This window comes from Qipengyuania sp. JC766, from assembly GCF_040717445.1.
In the GTDB taxonomy this organism is placed as follows: domain Bacteria; phylum Pseudomonadota; class Alphaproteobacteria; order Sphingomonadales; family Sphingomonadaceae; genus JC766.
This window is the reverse complement of the sequence record NZ_JBFEFL010000001.1, coordinates 1,877,634-1,895,181: the sequence shown is the minus strand read 5'-3', so window position 1 is coordinate 1,895,181 and position 17,548 is coordinate 1,877,634. Positions and strand designations below refer to the sequence as shown.

General features: G+C 66.5%; 16 protein-coding genes and 1 riboswitch. Of the genes, 10 read left to right on the top strand and 6 right to left on the bottom strand.

Translation table 11 applies throughout. The annotated features are described in order from the left end of the window. Positions 1 to 9: 9 nt before the first annotated feature. On the bottom strand, positions 10 to 618 hold the full coding sequence (locus AB1K63_RS09055; protein WP_366959779.1) for a hypothetical protein: 609 nt from the start codon (positions 616 to 618) through the stop codon (positions 10 to 12). A gap of 121 nt (positions 619 to 739) precedes the next feature. Here AB1K63_RS09055 and AB1K63_RS09050 point away from each other — a divergent pair, with 121 nt between their 5' ends. From AB1K63_RS09050 to AB1K63_RS09005, 10 genes are all read left to right on the top strand, one after another. After that, entirely contained in the window at positions 740 to 1,726 is a 987-nt protein-coding gene (locus AB1K63_RS09050; RefSeq protein ID WP_366959778.1) for a metalloregulator ArsR/SmtB family transcription factor, read from the top strand. Continuing rightward, on the top strand, positions 1,723 to 2,670 hold the full coding sequence (gene metF / locus AB1K63_RS09045; RefSeq protein ID WP_366959777.1) for a methylenetetrahydrofolate reductase [NAD(P)H]: 948 nt from the start codon (positions 1,723 to 1,725) through the stop codon (positions 2,668 to 2,670). Before AB1K63_RS09050 ends, metF begins: the two co-directional genes overlap by 4 nt. Beyond that, positions 2,667 to 3,725, top strand: coding sequence for a homocysteine S-methyltransferase family protein (locus tag AB1K63_RS09040; protein ID WP_366959776.1), 1,059 nt, complete (start codon positions 2,667 to 2,669; stop codon positions 3,723 to 3,725). The genes metF and AB1K63_RS09040 overlap by 4 nt, the downstream gene beginning before the upstream one ends. Positions 3,726 to 3,744: 19 nt before the next feature. Next, the gene (metH, locus tag AB1K63_RS09035) at positions 3,745 to 6,441 is read left to right on the top strand and encodes a methionine synthase (RefSeq protein WP_366959775.1); all 2,697 of its coding nucleotides are present in this window, start codon (positions 3,745 to 3,747) and stop codon (positions 6,439 to 6,441) included. 76 nt (positions 6,442 to 6,517) lie between these two features. Continuing rightward, the gene (locus AB1K63_RS09030) at positions 6,518 to 7,681 is read left to right on the top strand and encodes a serine hydrolase (protein WP_366959774.1); all 1,164 of its coding nucleotides are present in this window, start codon (positions 6,518 to 6,520) and stop codon (positions 7,679 to 7,681) included. A gap of 72 nt (positions 7,682 to 7,753) precedes the next feature. Further along, a riboswitch (glycine riboswitch) is annotated at positions 7,754 to 7,851 on the top strand. A 122-nt stretch (positions 7,852 to 7,973) separates the two neighbouring features. Continuing rightward, positions 7,974 to 9,167 carry a glycine cleavage system aminomethyltransferase GcvT gene (gene gcvT, locus AB1K63_RS09025; protein ID WP_366959773.1) on the top strand — a complete coding sequence of 398 codons (1,194 nt, stop codon included), beginning with the start codon at positions 7,974 to 7,976 and terminating at the stop codon, positions 9,165 to 9,167. Positions 9,168 to 9,171: 4 nt separating this feature from the next. Further along, a complete protein-coding gene (gene gcvH, locus AB1K63_RS09020) occupies positions 9,172 to 9,543 on the top strand; it encodes a glycine cleavage system protein GcvH (RefSeq protein WP_366959772.1) in 372 nt (123 codons plus the stop codon). A gap of 82 nt (positions 9,544 to 9,625) precedes the next feature. Then, entirely contained in the window at positions 9,626 to 10,993 is a 1,368-nt protein-coding gene (gene gcvPA, locus AB1K63_RS09015) for an aminomethyl-transferring glycine dehydrogenase subunit GcvPA (protein ID WP_366959770.1), read from the top strand. Next, positions 10,990 to 12,609: an aminomethyl-transferring glycine dehydrogenase subunit GcvPB gene (gene gcvPB / locus AB1K63_RS09010; protein WP_366959769.1), complete on the top strand. Its 1,620-nt coding sequence runs from the start codon at positions 10,990 to 10,992 to the stop codon at positions 12,607 to 12,609. The genes gcvPA and gcvPB overlap by 4 nt, the downstream gene beginning before the upstream one ends. Before the next feature lie 5 nt (positions 12,610 to 12,614). Further along, entirely contained in the window at positions 12,615 to 13,340 is a 726-nt protein-coding gene (locus AB1K63_RS09005; RefSeq protein ID WP_366959768.1) for a hypothetical protein, read from the top strand. On the opposite strand, the gene mmsB is transcribed toward AB1K63_RS09005, so the two are convergent. Genes mmsB through AB1K63_RS08980 form a run of 5 tightly spaced genes read right to left on the bottom strand, consistent with a single transcriptional unit; the run spans position 13,327 to position 17,547 of the window. After that, on the bottom strand, positions 13,327 to 14,196 hold the full coding sequence (gene mmsB, locus AB1K63_RS09000) for a 3-hydroxyisobutyrate dehydrogenase (RefSeq protein ID WP_366959767.1): 870 nt from the start codon (positions 14,194 to 14,196) through the stop codon (positions 13,327 to 13,329). The two genes, AB1K63_RS09005 and mmsB, sit on opposite strands and share 14 nt — an antisense overlap. After that, positions 14,193 to 14,543 (bottom strand): hypothetical protein, encoded by a 351-nt coding sequence (locus AB1K63_RS08995; protein ID WP_366959766.1) that lies wholly within the window; start codon positions 14,541 to 14,543, stop codon positions 14,193 to 14,195. The genes mmsB and AB1K63_RS08995 overlap by 4 nt, the downstream gene beginning before the upstream one ends. Position 14,544: 1 nt before the next feature. Next, positions 14,545 to 15,327: an enoyl-CoA hydratase-related protein gene (locus tag AB1K63_RS08990; protein WP_366960681.1), complete on the bottom strand. Its 783-nt coding sequence runs from the start codon at positions 15,325 to 15,327 to the stop codon at positions 14,545 to 14,547. 11 nt (positions 15,328 to 15,338) lie between these two features. Then, on the bottom strand, positions 15,339 to 16,388 hold the full coding sequence (locus AB1K63_RS08985) for an enoyl-CoA hydratase/isomerase family protein (RefSeq protein ID WP_366959765.1): 1,050 nt from the start codon (positions 16,386 to 16,388) through the stop codon (positions 15,339 to 15,341). Between the two features lies 1 nt (position 16,389). Then, entirely contained in the window at positions 16,390 to 17,547 is a 1,158-nt protein-coding gene (locus AB1K63_RS08980) for an acyl-CoA dehydrogenase family protein (RefSeq protein ID WP_366959764.1), read from the bottom strand. Between the last annotated feature and the right edge of the window lies 1 nt (position 17,548).

Below are 17,548 nucleotides of genomic sequence, written 5' to 3'. Positions count from 1 at the left end.
CGCGTGCGGTCAGTTCGCCTGGCTCGTCGAGGTCGGCGCGGGGGCAGGGACTTCGTTCGGTTCGGAGGTCGGCTGGTCGGGCCCTCCCTTGTCGAGGCCCGGAGTGGCGGTCTCGATGGGTTCGGCTGTCCTCACGACGTCCGGTTCGTCCTGAGGCTGGATCAGGAAATAGTAGACCATCGCGCCCGCCGCGACGGTCAGGAGAAGCGCCGCAAGGCCCTTCAGCCACAGTTCGGTCGACGACGTCCTCTCGTCCCGGCGCTCCTGCGCATTGCCGATGATCCCGGACCTGCGGCTCGCGCGAGGCGCGTCCTCGATCGGGGTTTCCGATGCTGCAGCCGGACGACCGCGCTCTGGCTCATCCGAATAATGGAGCGCACCGAGTGCGGCCGCCACGCGACCGACGTCCTCGTCGGAGAGGCTGACGGTGCGGTAGTGCGGCATCTCTGCGCGCAGCGTCTCACGCACGATCGAGCGGACGTCCTCGGCGAAGGCTTCGCGGAACCGGGCCAGAGCGGGGGCTGCTTCCCCGTCCGTTGCGGCCAGTCGGAACTCGTCGAGCACGAACTGGAGCAGTTCGGCGCGCAGCCTGGCTATGTCTTCGTTCTCGCTGCTCATCGTCCATACCGTCCCGATGGGCCGGATGGTAGGGGCGGGGTCGGCAAAGGCAAGCAATTTGACGCATATGCGGCCTCATGCCGCTTGCACATATAACAATATCTTTATATGCCATCGCGATATGCGCATCGAGACGATCATGCGGGCACTGGCCGACCCTACCCGGCTGCGGATCATGCGGCTGCTGGCTGCCATGGAGCTGGCCGTAGGCGAACTGGCGCAGGTGCTGGGACAGAGCCAGCCGCGGGTATCGCGGCATGTCGGGATTCTGTGCGATGCCGGGCTCGCGCAGCGCCACCGCGAGGGGAGCTGGGTCTTCCTGCGTGCGACCATCGGGCGCGAACGGGGCAATGCCACGGACGAGGCGATCGCGCGGCTGCTGGCCATCGCGGAGCAGGAGGACGCCGAGTTCCGTGAGGCCTGCGACGAGGACCGCCGCCATCTGGCCAACATCCGCTCGGCCCGCGAATCCAGCGCCGAAGCCTATTTCGCCCGCCATGCCGAGGACTGGGACGAACTGCGCAAGCTGCACAGCCCGGACCCGCAGGTCGAGGAAAGCCTCGCCGCCGCCATCGGCGAAGAATCGATCGGACGGATGCTCGACATTGGCACCGGGACCGGCCGCATGGCGGAAATCTTCGCGGAGCAGGCGGACGAGGTCGTCGCGCTCGACAAGAGCCTCGACATGCTGCGCGTGGCGCGGGCCAATCTCCAGAATCTGCCGGCGGGCGCGGTGGACCTCGTGCAGGGGGACTTCTCGGCCCTGCCGTTCCCCGCCGGTTCGTTCGACACGGTGCTGCTGCACCAGGTGCTGCATTTCGCCGCCGATCCGTCCGTCGTGCTGACGGAGGCGGCGCGCGTCACGCGCGGGGGCGGGCGGATTGCCATCGTGGACTTCGCCGCGCACGACCGGGAAGAACTGCGCGAGCGTTTCGCCCATGCCCGCCTCGGCTTCACCGACGGCGCGATGCGCACGCTGCTGTCCGAAGCAGGATATTCGCCATCCAGTCCGATCGCGCTCGAGGACGGGGAGCTGGTCGTGAAGATCTGGCTCGGCACCCGCCAGGGCGGACTGGCCGCAACGCCGTCAAGGAAGGCAATTCGATGAACGCATCCAGCCCTGTGCAACTCGATCCGGTGCAGGAAAAGCGCACGGCCCACGATACCCCGCTCTTTTCCGGCCTGCCCGGCGATTGCGAAGTCAGCTTCGAATTCTTCCCGCCCAAGAGCGAGAAGATGGAAGCGCAATTGTGGGACGCGGTGCAGGAACTGAAGCCGCTCGCACCCAAGTTCGTCTCCGTCACCTACGGCGCGGGCGGATCGACCCGCGAGCGCACGCACGCGACCGTGGCGCGCATCATCGCGGAAGCGGGGATCCCCGCGGCTGCCCACCTGACCTGCGTCGATGCGACCCGCGCGGAAACGCAGAAGATCGCCGAGCAGTACTGGGAAGCGGGCGTGCGGCACATCGTGGCGCTGCGCGGCGATGCCGGCGAACCCGGCGCGCCCTTCACCCCGCATCCCGAAGGCTATGCCAGCGCGGAAGAACTGGTCCGCGGCCTGAAGGAAGTGGCCGATTTCGAGATTTCGGTCGCCGCCTATCCGGAAACCCATCCCGACGCGGATTGCCCCGAATCCGACCTCGACAATTTGAAGCGCAAGATCGACGCCGGTGCCACGCGCGCCATCACGCAGTTTTTCTTCGCGCCCGAAACCTTCTTCGAATTCGATGCGCAGGCGAAGGCCTGCGGCATTGATGCGCCGATCGTCCCCGGCATCCTGCCGGTCACCAATGTGGCGCAGGCGCGCAAGTTCGCCGGCCTGTGCGGCGCGGTCATTCCGGACTGGATGGACGGCCTGTTCGATGGGCTCGACGCGCGCCCGGCCGCCCGCCAGCTGGTCGCCGCGACGGTGGCCGCGGAACTGTGCCGCCGGCTCTATGCAGGCGGCGTGCGCCAGTTCCATTTCTACACGCTCAACCGCGCGGACCTCGCCTACGCGATCTGCCACCTGCTCGGCCTGCGCGCCAAAGCGCAAGGGGACGCGGCATGAGCGGGATCGAAAGCGCCGCCGCCGCCCTGCGCAAGGCCGCATCGAAACGCGTCCTCGTGTTCGACGGAGGCTACGGCACCGGCATCCAGAACCGGAAGCTGCAGGAATCCGACTATCGCGGCGAGCTCGACCTCAAGGCGGACCAGAAGGGCAATAACGACCTGCTCAACCTGACCCGGCCCGATGTGATCCGCGCCATCCACGCGGACTATCTGGATGCGGGCGCGGACATGGTCGAGACCAATACCTTCAGTTCGACCAGCATCGCACTGGCCGATTACGGGTGCGAGCACTTGGTGCGCGAAGTGAACCTTGCCGGCGCGAAGGTCGCGCGCGAAGCCGCGGACGCCGCGCAGGCGAAGGACGGCAGGCGCCGTTTCGTCGCGGGCGCGATCGGCCCGACCAACAAGACGCTTTCGCTCAGCCCCGATGTCGAGGATCCGGGCTATCGCGAGGTTGATTTCGACCAGATGCTCGGCGTCTATCGCGAGCAGTGCGACGCACTGATCGAGGGCGGAGTGGACTTCATCCTCATCGAGACGATCTTCGACACGCTGAACGCCAAGGTCGCGGCGATGGCGGCGCAGCAGGCTGCCGCCGCGGCGGGACGCGAAGTGCCGATCATGCTCAGCTTCACCGTGACCGACAATGCCGGCCGCAACCTGTCGGGCCATACGGTCGAGGCGTTCTGGCACGCGGTGCGCCATGCCGATCCGATCGCGGTCGGCGTCAACTGCTCCTTCGGCGCGGACAAGCTGCGCCCGCACCTCGCCGCGCTGGCCAAGCTGGCGGACACGTTGATCATCGCCTATCCCAATGCGGGCCTGCCCAACGATCTGGGCGAATACGACCAGGAAGCGGAGGAAACCGCCGAACTGGTGAACGTCTGGTTCCGCGAAAACCTCGTCAACATCGTCGGCGGCTGCTGCGGCACCACGCCGGCCCATATCGCGGCGATCGCGAAGGCGGCCGAAAAGGCGCAGCCGCGCGCGATACCCGAACTGGATCGGCGGACACGGCTCGCCGGTCTCGAACCTTTCACGATGGCCGCCTGAGATCGATCGCACCCCTGACATGACTGCCAACGCTTCCTCCAGTTTCGTCAATATCGGCGAGCGCACCAACGTCACCGGATCGGCGCGCTTCAAGAAGCTGATCATGAACGAGGATTACGAGACCGCCATCGAGGTCGCGCGCGACCAGGTGGAGAACGGTGCGCAGGTGATCGACGTCAACATGGACGAGGGCCTGCTCGATTCCGAAGCGGCGATGGTCAAATTCCTGAAGCTGATGGCGGCCGAGCCCGACATCGCGCGGGTCCCGGTGATGATCGACAGTTCCAAGTGGGCGGTGATCGAGGCCGGGCTGAAATGCGTCTCCGGCAAGCCGATCGTCAATTCGATCAGCATGAAGGAAGGCGTCGAGGAATTCCTCGAAAACGCGCGCAAGTGCAGGGCCTACGGCGCGGCGGTGGTGGTCATGGCCTTCGACGAGGACGGGCAGGCTGACACGAAGGAGCGCAAGATCGAGATCTGCGAGCGCGCCTACAAGCTGCTGACCGAGGACGGTTTCCCGCCAGAGGACATCATCTTCGATCCCAACATCTTCGCGGTGGCGACGGGGATCGAGGAACACGCGACCTACGGCGTCGATTTCATCGAGGCGGTGCGGCACCTTTCGAAGAGCTGCCCGCACGTGCATTTCTCCGGCGGGCTGTCGAACCTGTCCTTCAGCTTCCGCGGCAACGAACCGGTGCGCCGGGCGATGCATTCGGTCTTCCTCTACCACGCGATCCCCGCCGGGCTCGACATGGCGATCGTCAATGCCGGCCAGCTCGACATCTACGACGATATCGACCCGGAACTGCGCGAGGCGTGCGAGGACGTGATCCTCAACCGCACGCCTGCCAATAGCGAGGACGCGACCGAGAACCTCATCGCGCTGGCCGAAAGCTACAAGGGCAAGGACGCCAGGACCGAGAAGGAAGCCGCCGAGTGGCGCGAATACCCGGTCGAGAAGCGGGTGGAACACGCGCTGGTCAAAGGCATCGACGCGCATATCGTCGCCGATACCGAGGAAATGCGCCTTGCGGTGAAGGCGCGCGGCGGCAAGCCGATCGAGGTGATCGAAGGCCCGCTGATGGATGGCATGAACGTGGTCGGCGACCTGTTCGGCAGCGGCAAGATGTTCCTGCCGCAAGTGGTCAAGTCCGCCCGCGTGATGAAAAAGGCGGTCGCCCACCTCTTCCCCTATATCGAGGAGGAGAAGGACGAGAACGCGAAAGGCAAGGGCACGATCGTGATGGCGACCGTGAAGGGCGACGTTCACGATATCGGCAAGAACATCGTCGGCGTGGTCCTGCAGTGCAACGGGTATGAAGTGATCGACCTGGGCGTCATGGTCCCGTGGTCGGACATCCTCGAAGCCGCGAACGAGAACGATGCCGACCTGATCGGGCTGTCAGGCCTCATCACGCCCTCGCTGGACGAGATGGTGACGGTGGCGGAGGAAATGCAGGCCGCGGGCCTCACCATGCCGCTGCTGATCGGCGGCGCGACCACCAGCAAGGTCCACACGGCGTTGAAGATCGACCCCGCCTATGACGGCCCGGTGGTCCATGTCCTCGATGCCAGCCGCGCCGTCGGCGTCGCCAGCAAGCTCCTGTCCGGAACGCAGCGCGATGCCTATGTCGGCGAAGTCGCGGACGATTACGAGACCGTCCGGGAAAAGCGGGCGGGGCGCGGGGCGAGCAAGCTGATTTCGCTAGCCGATGCGCGCGCCAATGCCAGCGTCATGGACTTCGGCCAGAAGCCGGCCGCACCGGCGAAGCCCGGACTGCACGTGTTCGACAACTGGTCGCTGGCGGATTTGCGCGAATACATCGACTGGACGCCGTTCTTCCGCGCCTGGGAACTGCACGGCAATTATCCGGCCATACTGGAAGACGAGGTCGTCGGCGAAAGCGCGCGCAGCCTGTGGGCCGATGCGCAGGCGATGCTCGACCGGATCGTCGAGGAAAAATGGCTGACGGCGCGCGGCGTTGCCGGCCTGTGGCCGTGCCACCGCGACGGGGACGATATCGTCGTCCACCACCGCCACCGCCACGACACGGTCAGCGCCGACGGTGCGCACAGCACCCGCGGGACCGTTCCCGACCTCGACCGGACGAACGAGGAAAGCGCGCGCCTGCCGATGCTGCGCCAGCAGGTGGGCAAGAGCCGCGACCGGGCGAATTTCTGCCTCGCGGATTTCGTCGACACGGCGGGCGACTGGATGGGCGGTTTCGCCGTCGGCATCCACGGGATCGAGGAGCCGTCGAAGCGCTTCCAGGCGGCGAACGACGATTATTCGGACATCATGCTGAAATCGCTGGCGGACCGCTTTGCGGAAGCCTTTGCGGAAGCGTTGCACAAGCATGTCCGCACCGATCTGTGGGGCTATGCGCCGGACGAGCAGTTCACCAACGAGGCGCTGATCAAGGAACAGTATCGCGGCATTCGCCCGGCGCCCGGCTATCCGGCGTGCCCGGACCACAGCCTGAAGCCGATGCTGTTCGAGATGCTGGACGCGGAAACGAATACCGGACTGAGCCTTACCGAAAGCTTCGCCATGCTGCCGACCGCGGCGGTGAGCGGCCTCTATTTCGGCCATCCGGAAAGCTCCTATTTCGGCGTGGCGACGATCGGGCGCGACCAGCTGGAAGACTACGCCGCGCGCCGGGGCGTGAGCGTGGAGCAGGCCGAACGGTGGCTGCGCCCCAATCTCGATTGATTTCGTGTCGCGGCTGGGCGATTGTCGGCCCATGTGGCGATCTGCTTTGCTGGCTCTGGCGTCCTTCTGCATGGTCATGAGCACTTCCGTTTCCGCCGATACGCAGGACCCCGTTCCCGCGACGGTCGTGGTCGCCTTCGACAAGGAGGGCGCGCGGCCGCTGATCGTGGAAGGCATCGCGGACCGCGAGACCGGGCGCCCGGTGGAAGCCAACGACCCCGTCCGCATCGCCAGCATTTCCAAGCTGGTCATGGGGCTGGCGACCTTGCGGCTGGTGGACGAAGGCAAGGTCGAACTTGACCGCGACGTTTCCGACTATCTCGGCTGGAAGGTCCGGCACCCGTCTTTTCCGGACGTGCCGGTGACGCTGGCGCAGCTGCTCTCCCACCGCTCGGGCCTGCGCGATGCGGCAGGCTACATCGTGCCGTTGGGCGAAAGCCTGGAAGCGAAGCTCGCGGAGCCGGGGGCATGGTACGCCGACGCGCCCCCGGGCGAAGCGCCCTTCGAATATGCGAACCTGGGCTCGCCGGTGGTCGCGACCGTGCTGGAAGCGGCGACGGGGGAACGCTACGACGAACTGCTGGAGCGCACCGTCTTCGCCCCGCTGGGCATCGAGGCGTGCGTGAACTGGACGCTGTGCAGCCAGGATCAGGTATCGCGCGCAGTCGTGCTCTACCGCGACACGGGCGAGATCGCGCGCGACGATCCGGGCGACGTCCCGCCCAATTGCAGCATCCCCGTGGCCGAGGGGGTCGAATGCTCGCTCGAGGATTACGTGCCCGGCATCAACGCATCGGTCTTCTCGCCGCAGGGCGGAGTGCGGATCGGGATGATGGACCTGGCGAAGATCGGCCAGGTCTTCGCCGAGTTCGGCCGGCCGGAATTCCTGAGCGGCGACGCGGCCCTCGCGCTGCTGTGGTCCGTCGCGCACGAACCGATCGCGGGCCAGGACTTCTTCTGCCGCTACGGTCTTGCCGTGCAGGCCATCGAATATCCCGGCACGCCCTGCGCCGATCCGCTGTTCGGCGACGGCCATGTGCGACTGGGCCATGCGGGCGAAGCCTATGCCCTGCGCTCCGGCCTCTGGTTCTCGCCCGAACTCGGCCAGGGCATCGCCTATTTCACCACCGCCGTCCCGCCCCGTGCAAGCGCGGAGGACGAAGGCGGGTTCGACCCGCGCGAAATCGCGCTCATGCAGAGGGCGCAGCAGATTCTGGCGCAGGAGTCCGGCGAAAACTGACGCCCGCCATTGACGCGGCCCCCGCCTTGCGCAATCGCAGCATCGTCTCCCGGCCGGGAGTGATTCTGGCCGGGCGATCGAGCGGGAGAGTTCGCGGGCGGTAGCTCGCACGCGACGCCGAAGGAGCAACCGCCCCGGAAACTCTCAGGCAACCGGACCGCTCGGTTGGACAGGCACTCTGGAAAGCGCGCCGCGTGGCGCCACCGAAGGGGTACGCTCTCAGGTTTCCTGACAGAGGGGGCAGGCGGCAAGCGGTTCCGTTGGACCGTCCCCGCGCTGTCAGGGATTCAGGATGAGCGATACCGCATCCGAAGAAACGAAGCCGCTTCCGCTCGATGCATGGCATCGCGGCAAGGGCGCGCGCATGGTGCCCTTTGCGGGCTACGAAATGCCGATCCAGTACAACAAGAGCGAAGGCGGCGGCATCGTCGCGGAGCACGACTGGACCCGGGCGCAGGCCGGCCTGTTCGATGTCAGCCACATGGGCCAGCTGATGGTCACTGGCGAAAACGCCGCCACCGCGCTGGAAGAACTCGTCCCCGGCGCCATTGCCAGCCTGAAGCCCGGCCGTATCCGCTACACCCTGTTGCTGGGCGACGAGGGCGGCATCCTCGACGACCTGATGGTGACCAACGTCACCGAATGGATCGCGCCCGAGGAGGACGAGGACGGCAATGTCACGAAAGACGGCTACTGGGGCGAACCGGCCTTCTACGTCGTCGTCAACGGCGCGACCAAGTGGGACGATATCGCCCACATGCGCGAACACCTGCCCGACGATGTCACGCTGACGCACCTGGAAGACCAGGCCCTGATCGCGCTGCAGGGCCCCGCGGCGGCGACTGCGCTGAACCGGGTAATGCGCGGCGTGCCCGAACAGCTGACCTTCATGCAGTCCACGACCTACGATTTCGGCGAACTGCCGCTGCGGATCTCGCGCTGCGGCTATACCGGGGAAGACGGCTTCGAGATTTCCGTGCCCGCGCACCAGGTGGAAATCCTCGCCGACCGGCTCTGCGCGGAAATCGAGGTCCGGCCCGCCGGCCTCGGCGCACGTGACAGCCTGCGGCTGGAAGCGGGACTGCCGCTCTACGGCCACGACCTCACCGCCGAGATCGACCCGGTCAGCGCCGACCTGACCTTCGCACTCAGCAAGGCCCGCCGGGAAAGCGGCGGATACAAGGGGCACGCGACCATCGCGGCCGCGCTGAAGGACGGGCCCGCCCGGTTCCGCGTCGGCCTGATCCTGGAAGGTCGCTTGCCGGCACGCGAAGGGGCCGAGGTGTTCGCAGGCGACACGCGGATCGGCGTCGTCACCAGCGGCGGCTTCTCGCCCACGCTCGGCCACCCGATCGCCATGGCCTATGTCGACCGCGCCCATGCCGACGAAGGGACCGAACTCGAAGTCGAAGTGCGGAACAAACGCCTGCCGGCGCGCGTCGCATCCATGCCTTTCGTACCGCACAACTATTACCGAGGGAGCTGACCAGATGCCGCGTTATTTCACCGACGAACACGAATGGATCGATGTCGAGGGCGACGAAGCCACCGTCGGCATCACGGACTATGCGCAGGAACAGCTCGGCGACATCGTGTTCGTCGAACTGCCCGAAGTCGGCACCGTGCTGGAAGCCGGCAAGGACGCGGCGGTCGTGGAAAGCGTCAAGGCCGCGAGCGACGTCTACGCGCCCATCGGCGGTGAAGTCATCGAAGTGAACGGCTCGCTCGAGGACGAACCCGCGCTCGTCAACAGCTCGGCGGAAGAGGACGGCTGGTTCTTCAAGCTGACGCTGTCCGACAAGAGCGAACTCGAAGGCCTGATGGACGACAAGGCCTACAAGAGCTTCCTCGACGGGCTTTGATTCAGGCGGGCCGGGCTCGCCCGGCCTATTCAACAAACGACTCTGACAAGCGCCGGCGATGCCGGGACGACAGGACACTGCGATGCGTTACCTGCCCCTGACCGATACCGATAGAAGCGAGATGCTGGCCACGATCGGCGCATCCGGCATCGAGGATTTGTTCGTCGATGTTCCGGAAGAAGCGCGGCTCGACGGCCCGATTGAGGGCCTGCCGCTCCATGCGAGCGAAATGGCGGTCGAGCGGCACATGCGGCGGCTTTCGAAGAAGAACCTCGCGGCAGCGGACGCGCCGTTCTTTCTGGGGGCGGGCGCCTATCGCCACCATGTCCCGGCGAGCGTCGACCACATCATCCAGCGCGGCGAATTCCTGACCGCCTACACGCCCTACCAGCCGGAAATCGCGCAGGGCACGTTGCAGATGCTGTTCGAATTCCAGACGCAGGTGGCGCGGCTCTATGGCTGCGCGGTCGCGAACGCGTCGATGTATGACGGTTCGACCGCGTGCTGGGAAGCGGTGGCGATGGCGGGGCGCGTGGCGCGCGGCAAGAAGCGCAAGGTAGTCCTGTCGGGCGCGCTGCACCCGCATTACGCCGAAGTCGTCCGGACCATGGCGAAGTTCACCGAGGACGAGATTTCGGACGCGCCCGCCTCGCTGCGCCCGGTGCCCGACAATGACGGCCTGATCGCGCGGATCGACGAGGATACGAGTTGCGTCGTCGTGCAGTACCCGGACATTCTCGGCCGCCTGCCCGACCTCGCCGCGATTGCGGAAGCCGCGCACGACAAGGGCGCACTGCTGATCGCGGTCAATACCGAGCCGGTCGCGCTGGGCGCGATCAAGTCCCCGGGCGAACTGGGCGCGGACATCGTGGTCGGCGAAGGGCAGTCGCTCGGCGTCGGCCTGCAGTTCGGCGGGCCGTACCTCGGCCTGTTCGCGGTGCGCGATGCGAAGCACGTGCGCATGATGCCCGGGCGCCTGTGCGGAGAAACGGTCGATGCGGAAGGCAAGCGCGGCTTCGTGCTGACGCTGTCCACGCGCGAGCAGCACATCCGCCGGGAAAAGGCCACGTCCAACATCTGCACCAACAGCGGGCTGTGCGCGCTCGCCTTCAACGTCCACATGACCCTGCTGGGCGAAGCGGGGCTGCGGCGTCTGGCGGCGGAAAACCACAGGCTCGCCTGCCTTGCCGCGGACCGGCTGGCGAAGGTCCCCGGCGTGAAGGTCCTGAACGAAAGCTTCTTCAACGAATTCACCGTCACGCTGGGGCAGGATGCGCGCGCCGTGGTGCGCACGCTGGCCGATCGCGGGATCCTGGCGGGCGTCTCGCTCGGCCGGCTGTTCCCGGGGCAGGACGAGCTTGCCGACGGGCTGCTGGTCACGGTCACGGAAACCACTAGCGAGGACGATATCGAAACGCTGGCCACAGCGCTTGAGGAGGTGCTGGCATGAACGCGCCGAACAAGTCCGGCTGGAAGCCGGCCATGAATGCCGAACGGCGCAAGGATACCGGAACCGTCACCGGCAACCGCGCCCTGATGCTGGAAGAGCCGCTGCTGTTCGAGATCGGCCATGCCGACGAGACTGGCGTGGACCTGCCCGAACCCGCGGCGGATGCGCCCAACCGTCTGGGCGGGTTCGACCGGACCGGTCGCATCGGCCTGCCCGGCCTGCACGAGCCGGAGGCGGTGCGCCATTACACGCGGCTCAGCCGGCAGAACTATGCCATCGATCTGGGACTGTTCCCGCTTGGCAGCTGCACCATGAAGCACAATCCGCGCCTGAACGAGAAGGTGGCGCGGATGCCCGGCTTTGCCGACGTCCACCCGCTGCAACCGGTCGATACCGTGCGCGGCGCGCTGGAAGTCATCAACGAACTCGCCTTCTGGCTGATCGAGCTTACGGGCATGCACGGCGTCGCGATGAGCCCCAAGGCGGGTGCGCATGGCGAGTTGTGCGGCATCCTGTGCATCCGCGCCGCGCTGGAAGCGAAGGGCGATGCGCGCAAGGTCATCCTCGTGCCCGAAAGCGCGCACGGCACCAATCCTGCGACCGCCGCCTTCGCCGGTTACGAGGTGGAGGACATTCCCGCGACCGAAGACGGGCGCGTCGACCTGGAAGCTTTGAAGAAGCGGCTGGGGCCGGACGTCGCCGGGGTGATGATTACCAACCCCAACACCTGCGGCCTGTTCGAACGCGACATGAAGGCGATTTCCGACGCGGTCCATGCCGCGGGCGGGTACGTCTATTGTGACGGCGCCAATTTCAACGCGATCGTCGGCAAGGTGCGCCCGGGCGACCTCGGCGTCGATGCGATGCACATCAACCTGCACAAGACCTTCTCCACCCCGCATGGCGGCGGCGGCCCCGGCTCCGGCCCGGTCGTGCTGTCGGAAGCGCTCAGCCCCTTCGGTCCGCTGCCCTACACCGCCCGCACGAAGGACGGCGTGGTCCACCTGATTGAGGAAGAGGATGCCGATGCGTTCTCCGCCGAGCATTTCGACGGCAAGATGCGCAGCTTCGGCCGGATGACCGCGTTCCACGGCCAGATGGGCATGTTCACCCGCGCGCTGGCCTATATCCTCAGCCACGGGGCGGACGGCCTGAAGCAGGTGGCGGAAGACGCCGTGCTCAACGCGAACTACATCCTGCGCAGCCTTGAAGGGACGCTGCACGCGCCCTTCGCGGACAGCGGCCCGTGCATGCACGAGGCGCTGTTCGGCGATCGCGGCTTCGGGGGCGATCTCAGCACGCTCGACCTCGCCAAGGGGCTCATCGACGAGGGTTTCCACCCGATGACGGTGTATTTCCCGCTGGTGGTCCACGGGGCCATGCTGGTCGAACCGACCGAGACCGAGAGCAAGGCCAGCCTCGACCAGTTCATCGCCGCCCTGCGCAATGTCGCGGAGCGGGCGAAGGCGGGCGACGAAAGCCTGAAGCAGGCGCCGATCCACGCGCCGCGCCGTCGGCTGGACGAGACGCAGGCCGCGCGCAAGCCGGTGCTGGCCTGGGAAGAGGACGAAGCGCCCGCCGGGCAGCCTGCACCGAGCGAGCAGGGCGGCCGCTAACAGGTTTGCGGATCGTCTTCAGCCGCAAGGGGTTCGACAGTTCCAGCGGCGGCGCGCCCTCCCCGATCGTCGGCGGGGTGCCGCGCAGCCTGCCGATCCCCTCGGGCGGCCATTCGCGCACGCGCTACGGCGATCTAGGGCTGGGCTACCATGCCGCGAAGGCGAGCCGCGGCCGGCTGGGCGCGGACGATTTCTGCCACCACGATCCGATGTTCCTCGCCGACGGGAGCTGCCTGTTCGGCCAGTGCGGCGCGGCACAGACCCACCTCGCCAATCGCGGGGTCGGCACAGGGGACGTGTTCCTGTTCTTCGGCCTGTTCGCGGACGAGGAGACCGGAGAGCCGCACCACCGCATCTTCGGCTATCTGGAAATCGCGGAGATCGTCGATCTGTCGCAGGGCGCGCCCGAACCGATGTCAGCTCTGGGGCATCCGCACGCGCTCGGCATGCATGCGAAGAACGATGCGATCTATCGTGGCCCGGGGCGGGAGGCGGCGCACGCGTCCGACATGCTTCGCCTGACCGTCCCCGGCGGCCCGCCCAGCCTGTGGCAGCGGCCCGACTGGCTGCGCCGCGGCGGTCTCAGCTATCACGATCGCGCGGATCGCTGGCTGCGCGGGGGCCGCCTGCGCAGCGTGGCGCGCGGGCAGGAATTCGTCGCCGATATCGGACGACGGGAACGCCCGCGCGAATGGCTCCGTGCGGTAATGGACGAGATCAGTAGGTCTTGATGATAGCGGAGAAATCGAGCCCGTCGTTCCCGGCGCCCGAAAAATCCTCGTACAGGCTCGCCGCGCGCGCGCCCAGCGGCACCGCCGCGTCCGCTTCCTCCGCCGCCGCCATGGCGAGGCGCAGGTCCTTGAGCATCAGGCCGGTCGCGAAGCCACCCTGGTAATCGCGGTCGGCCGGGCTTTCGACGCCCACGCCCGGCATCGGGGTGTAGGCGTTGAGCGACCAGCAATAGCCGGAGGACTGCGAGCTGATCTCGTAGAATTTCTGCGGATCGAGGCCCAGCTTCTGGGCCATCTTCATCGCCTCGGCCGTGCCGATCATGCTGATCGCCAGCAGCATGTTGTTGCAGATCTTGGCCGTCTGGCCCGCGCCCGCGTCGCCCGCATGGATCACCGCCTTGCCCATGCCTTCGAGGATGGGCTTCGCCGCCGCGAACGCCTCTTCGGTGCCGCCGACCATGAAGGTCAACGTGCCGCCGTCCGCCGCGGCGATCCCGCCGCTGACCGGCGCATCGACCATCTTGTAGCCCTTGGCGGTGGCCATTTCGGACACGTCCTTGGCGGTCTGGACATCGATGGTCGAGCAATCGAGCAGCGCCGCGCCTTCCGGCGCATGGCCGATCACGCTGTCCGAATAGACCGACTTCACGATGGCCCCGTTGGGAAGCATCGAGACGACCGCGTCGACGCCCTGCACGGCTTCGTTCGCGTCCGTGAAGGTTTCGCAGCCGTTCGCCTTCGCCTTGGCGAGCGCGTCTTCGCTGAGGTCGAATGCACGCACCTCGTGGCCGTTCTTGACCAGATTCGCGGCCATCCCGCCGCCCATGTTGCCGAGGCCGATAAAGGCGATTTTCATAACGATGTTCCTTCGAAATTACGGCCTGTCAGGATGGCGGTGGTGTCGCCCCGGTGCTTCCAGGCGAGATAGGTGAGGTAGGGCAGCAGGAAGCCCGCCCCGCCGAAGAATGCGACGATGCCGAGCGCCCAGCCGGCGATCGAGAAGCCGCTGCGCCAGACGGTCCAGCTGGCGGACAGGAACAGCATCATCGCGAAGTCGAGATTGAACTGACCGGGCCAGGTCCACTCGGACATGTCGCCGAAGAAATCGGGGAAGAGATTGATCCCGTGGTTGAGGATCACATGGCCGGTATAGAACGCCAGCGCGCCCCACATGGCCATGAGCAGGAAGTAGAAGGGCCGCACCCTATCGTCCTTTCCAGTTTCCGTCGCGCTTCTCGATAAAGGCCTTCATGCCCTCGGCCTTGTCCTCGGTCGCGGTGAGGATCTGGAACAGGCGGCGTTCGTGGAGCACGCCCTGGCTTAGGGACGTCTCGTAGGCGGCGTTGACCATTTCCTTGTTCACCATCGCGGCCATCGGCGGCATCCCGGCGATGGTGGCTGCGGTGGTGCGCGCATCGTCCATCAGTGTGTCGTGCGGCACGACGCGCGCGACGAGGCCGCTGCGCTCGGCTTCCTCGGCATCCATCATCCGGCCGGTCAGGCACATTTCCATCGCCTTCGCCTTGCCGACCGCGCGGGTGAGACGCTGCGATCCGCCCATGCCCGGCGCGACGCCCAGCTTGATCTCGGGCTGGCCGAACTTCGCCTTGTCGCTCGCGATGATGAAGTCCGCCATCATGGCAAGCTCGCACCCGCCGCCCAGCGCGAAGCCGTTGACCGCCGCGATCCACGGCTTGCGCACGGCCTCGACGATGTGGCTGGTCCACTTGGCGAAGAAGTCCTGGAGGTAGAAATCCGCCGCGTCCTTCTCGCTCATCTCCTTGATGTCCGCGCCCGCGGCAAAGGCCTTGTCGCCGCTGCCGGTCAGGATCGCGCAGCGCTGGCTGTCGTCGTCCTGATACGTGGCGAACGCGTCGATCAACTCCTTCAGCACGGTGCTGGACAGCGCGTTCAGCGCCTGCGGCCGGTTCAGCGTGATCGTGGTGACGGCGCCATCGGTTTCGTGAAGGATCGTCTCGTAGCTCATCTTCGTCTCCGTCAGGACCGCGGGGTCCATTCCTCTTCGGCCGGGAGCGGCGCGAAGATACTGTCGATCAGCTCCTCGCTCACACCTTCCGGCGTTGCGGGATCCCACTGGGGATCGTTGGTCTTGTCGACGATGACCGCGCGCACGCCCTCCGCGAAATCGGGGCGCACGAGCACGCGGCTCGCGATTCGGTATTCCATCGCCATGTTGTCGGCGAAGCTGTCCAGCCGGCTGCTGTCGGCCAGCTGGCGCAGCGCCACCTTGCAGGTCTGCGGGCTCTTGCCACGCAGCGTCTCCAATTCCTTCGCCGCCCATTCGCTGTCGTCGCTTTCCAGCGAGGCAAGGATGGTCTCGAAATCGTCCGAAGCGAAGTGGCGCGATATCCGTTCTTCGTTCCCGGCCAGCCGCGCGGCTTCGGGTGTCTCGCCCATTTCCTCGAGAATCGCCGACAGGTTCGCCGGATCGTCGACGATGCGCGCCTTAGTTTCCGACAGGCGCTCGCTCGGGATGTAATGCGTGGCGATGCCGGCCCACAGGCATTCGGCACCGTCCAGCCGCGCGCCGGTCAGGGCGAGGAACTGGCCGAGCCGCCCCTTCAGGCGCGAAAGGTACCAGCCGCCGCCCACATCGGGGAACAGGCCGATGCCCGTTTCCGGCATGGCGAAGCGCGTGTTTTCCGTGGCGATCCGGAAGCGCGCCGGCATGGCGATGCCGACACCGCCGCCCATGGTGATGCCGTCCATGAACGCGACGATCGGCTTGTCGTATTCGAACATCTGGTGGTTGAGGCGGTATTCGTCGTGGAAGAACGCCCGCCCGCTTTCCCCGCCATCGTTCAGGGCGGAATTGCGCAGCAGGTTGATGTCGCCACCGGCGCAGAAGCCGCGCCCTTCGGCATGGTCCAGCATGATGGCCCGGACGGCCCCGTCGTCCGCCCAGCCGGCCAGCGCATCGCTCATGGCGTGGCACATCTCCAGCGTCAGCGAATGCAGCGCCTTCGGCCGGTTGAGCGACAGGTGGCCGACGGGGCCGTGGGTATGGGCGTGGATGTGCTCGGTCATGTCAGGCCCCCTGCCGCAGCAAGTCCCGGCCCACGATCATGCGCATGACCTGGTTGGTGCCTTCCAGGATCGAGTGGACGCGCAGGTCTCGCCAGAAGCGTTCGATCGGGTAGTCCTTGAGGTAGCCGTAGCCACCGAACAGCTGCAGCGCGTCGTTCACGACCTTGCTGCCATTGTCTGTCGCCAGCCGCTTGGCCATGGCGGAGAAGCGCGACTTGTCGGGCGCGTTGTCGGTCACCTTGGCGGCCGCGAGGTAGAGCAATGCGCGCGCCGCCTCCAGGTCGGTCGCCATGTCGGCGAGCATGAACTGGGTGTTCTGGAAGTCCGCGATCTGCTGGTCGAACTGCTGGCGTTCCTTGGTGTACTTCACCGCCTCGTCCAGGCAGCGCTGCGCACCGCCGAGCGAGCAGGCGCCGATGTTCAGCCGTCCGCCGTCGAGGCCCATCATGGCGAAACGGAAGCCTTCGCCTTCGTCGCCCACACGGTTGGCGACCGGCACGCGCGCATCCTCGAAGATGACCTGCGCGGTCGGGCTGGCGTTCCAGCCGAGCTTCTTTTCCGGCGCGCCAAAACTGACGCCGGGCGTGTCCTTGTCGATGACGAGGCAGGTGATGCCCTTGGTCTTGTGCTCGGACGTGCGGACCATGGTGACATAGACGTCGTTCACCCCGCCACCCGAAATGAACTGCTTGGTGCCGTTGAGGACGTATTCGTCCCCGTCCAGCACGGCGCTGGTCTTGAGGCCGGCCGCGTCCGATCCGCTGCCCGGTTCGGTGAGGCAGTAGGAGGCGATCTTGTCCATGGTGACGAGGTCGGGGAGGTATTTTGCCTTCACGCCTTCTCCGCCGAAACGGTCGATCATCCAGCTGGCCATGTTGTGGATCGAGATGAAGGCGCTGGTGGTGGGACAGCCATAGGCCATCGCTTCCATGATCAGCGCTGCCTCCAGCCGGCCGAGGCCGATCCCGCCCGATTCCTCGCTGACATAGATCGCGCCGAAGCCGAGCTCCGCCGTCCGCTTGATCACGTCGCGCGGGAAGTGGTGCTTCTCGTCCCACTCGCCTGCGAAGGGGGTAATGTTGTCGGCAGTGAAGCGCTGCGCCATTTCCTGGATCGCGCGCTGGTCTTCGGTGAGCTGGAATTGGCCTGTGGCGGTCATG

Coding starts and splice junctions, on each gene's coding strand:
- mmsB (WP_366959767.1), bottom strand. CDS start 14,196: ATGAAAATCGCCTTTATCGGCCTCGGCAACATGGGCGGCGGGATGGCC.
- metH (WP_366959775.1), top strand. CDS start 3,745: ATGACTGCCAACGCTTCCTCCAGTTTCGTCAATATCGGCGAGCGCACC.
- gcvT (WP_366959773.1), top strand. CDS start 7,974: ATGAGCGATACCGCATCCGAAGAAACGAAGCCGCTTCCGCTCGATGCA.
- AB1K63_RS08980 (WP_366959764.1), bottom strand. CDS start 17,547: ATGACCGCCACAGGCCAATTCCAGCTCACCGAAGACCAGCGCGCGATC.
- gcvPA (WP_366959770.1), top strand. CDS start 9,626: ATGCGTTACCTGCCCCTGACCGATACCGATAGAAGCGAGATGCTGGCC.
- AB1K63_RS09040 (WP_366959776.1), top strand. CDS start 2,667: ATGAGCGGGATCGAAAGCGCCGCCGCCGCCCTGCGCAAGGCCGCATCG.
- AB1K63_RS09050 (WP_366959778.1), top strand. CDS start 740: ATGCGCATCGAGACGATCATGCGGGCACTGGCCGACCCTACCCGGCTG.
- AB1K63_RS09030 (WP_366959774.1), top strand. CDS start 6,518: ATGAGCACTTCCGTTTCCGCCGATACGCAGGACCCCGTTCCCGCGACG.
- gcvPB (WP_366959769.1), top strand. CDS start 10,990: ATGAACGCGCCGAACAAGTCCGGCTGGAAGCCGGCCATGAATGCCGAA.
- metF (WP_366959777.1), top strand. CDS start 1,723: ATGAACGCATCCAGCCCTGTGCAACTCGATCCGGTGCAGGAAAAGCGC.
- gcvH (WP_366959772.1), top strand. CDS start 9,172: ATGCCGCGTTATTTCACCGACGAACACGAATGGATCGATGTCGAGGGC.
- AB1K63_RS09055 (WP_366959779.1), bottom strand. CDS start 618: ATGAGCAGCGAGAACGAAGACATAGCCAGGCTGCGCGCCGAACTGCTC.
- AB1K63_RS08985 (WP_366959765.1), bottom strand. CDS start 16,388: ATGACCGAGCACATCCACGCCCATACCCACGGCCCCGTCGGCCACCTG.
- AB1K63_RS08990 (WP_366960681.1), bottom strand. CDS start 15,327: ATGAGCTACGAGACGATCCTTCACGAAACCGATGGCGCCGTCACCACG.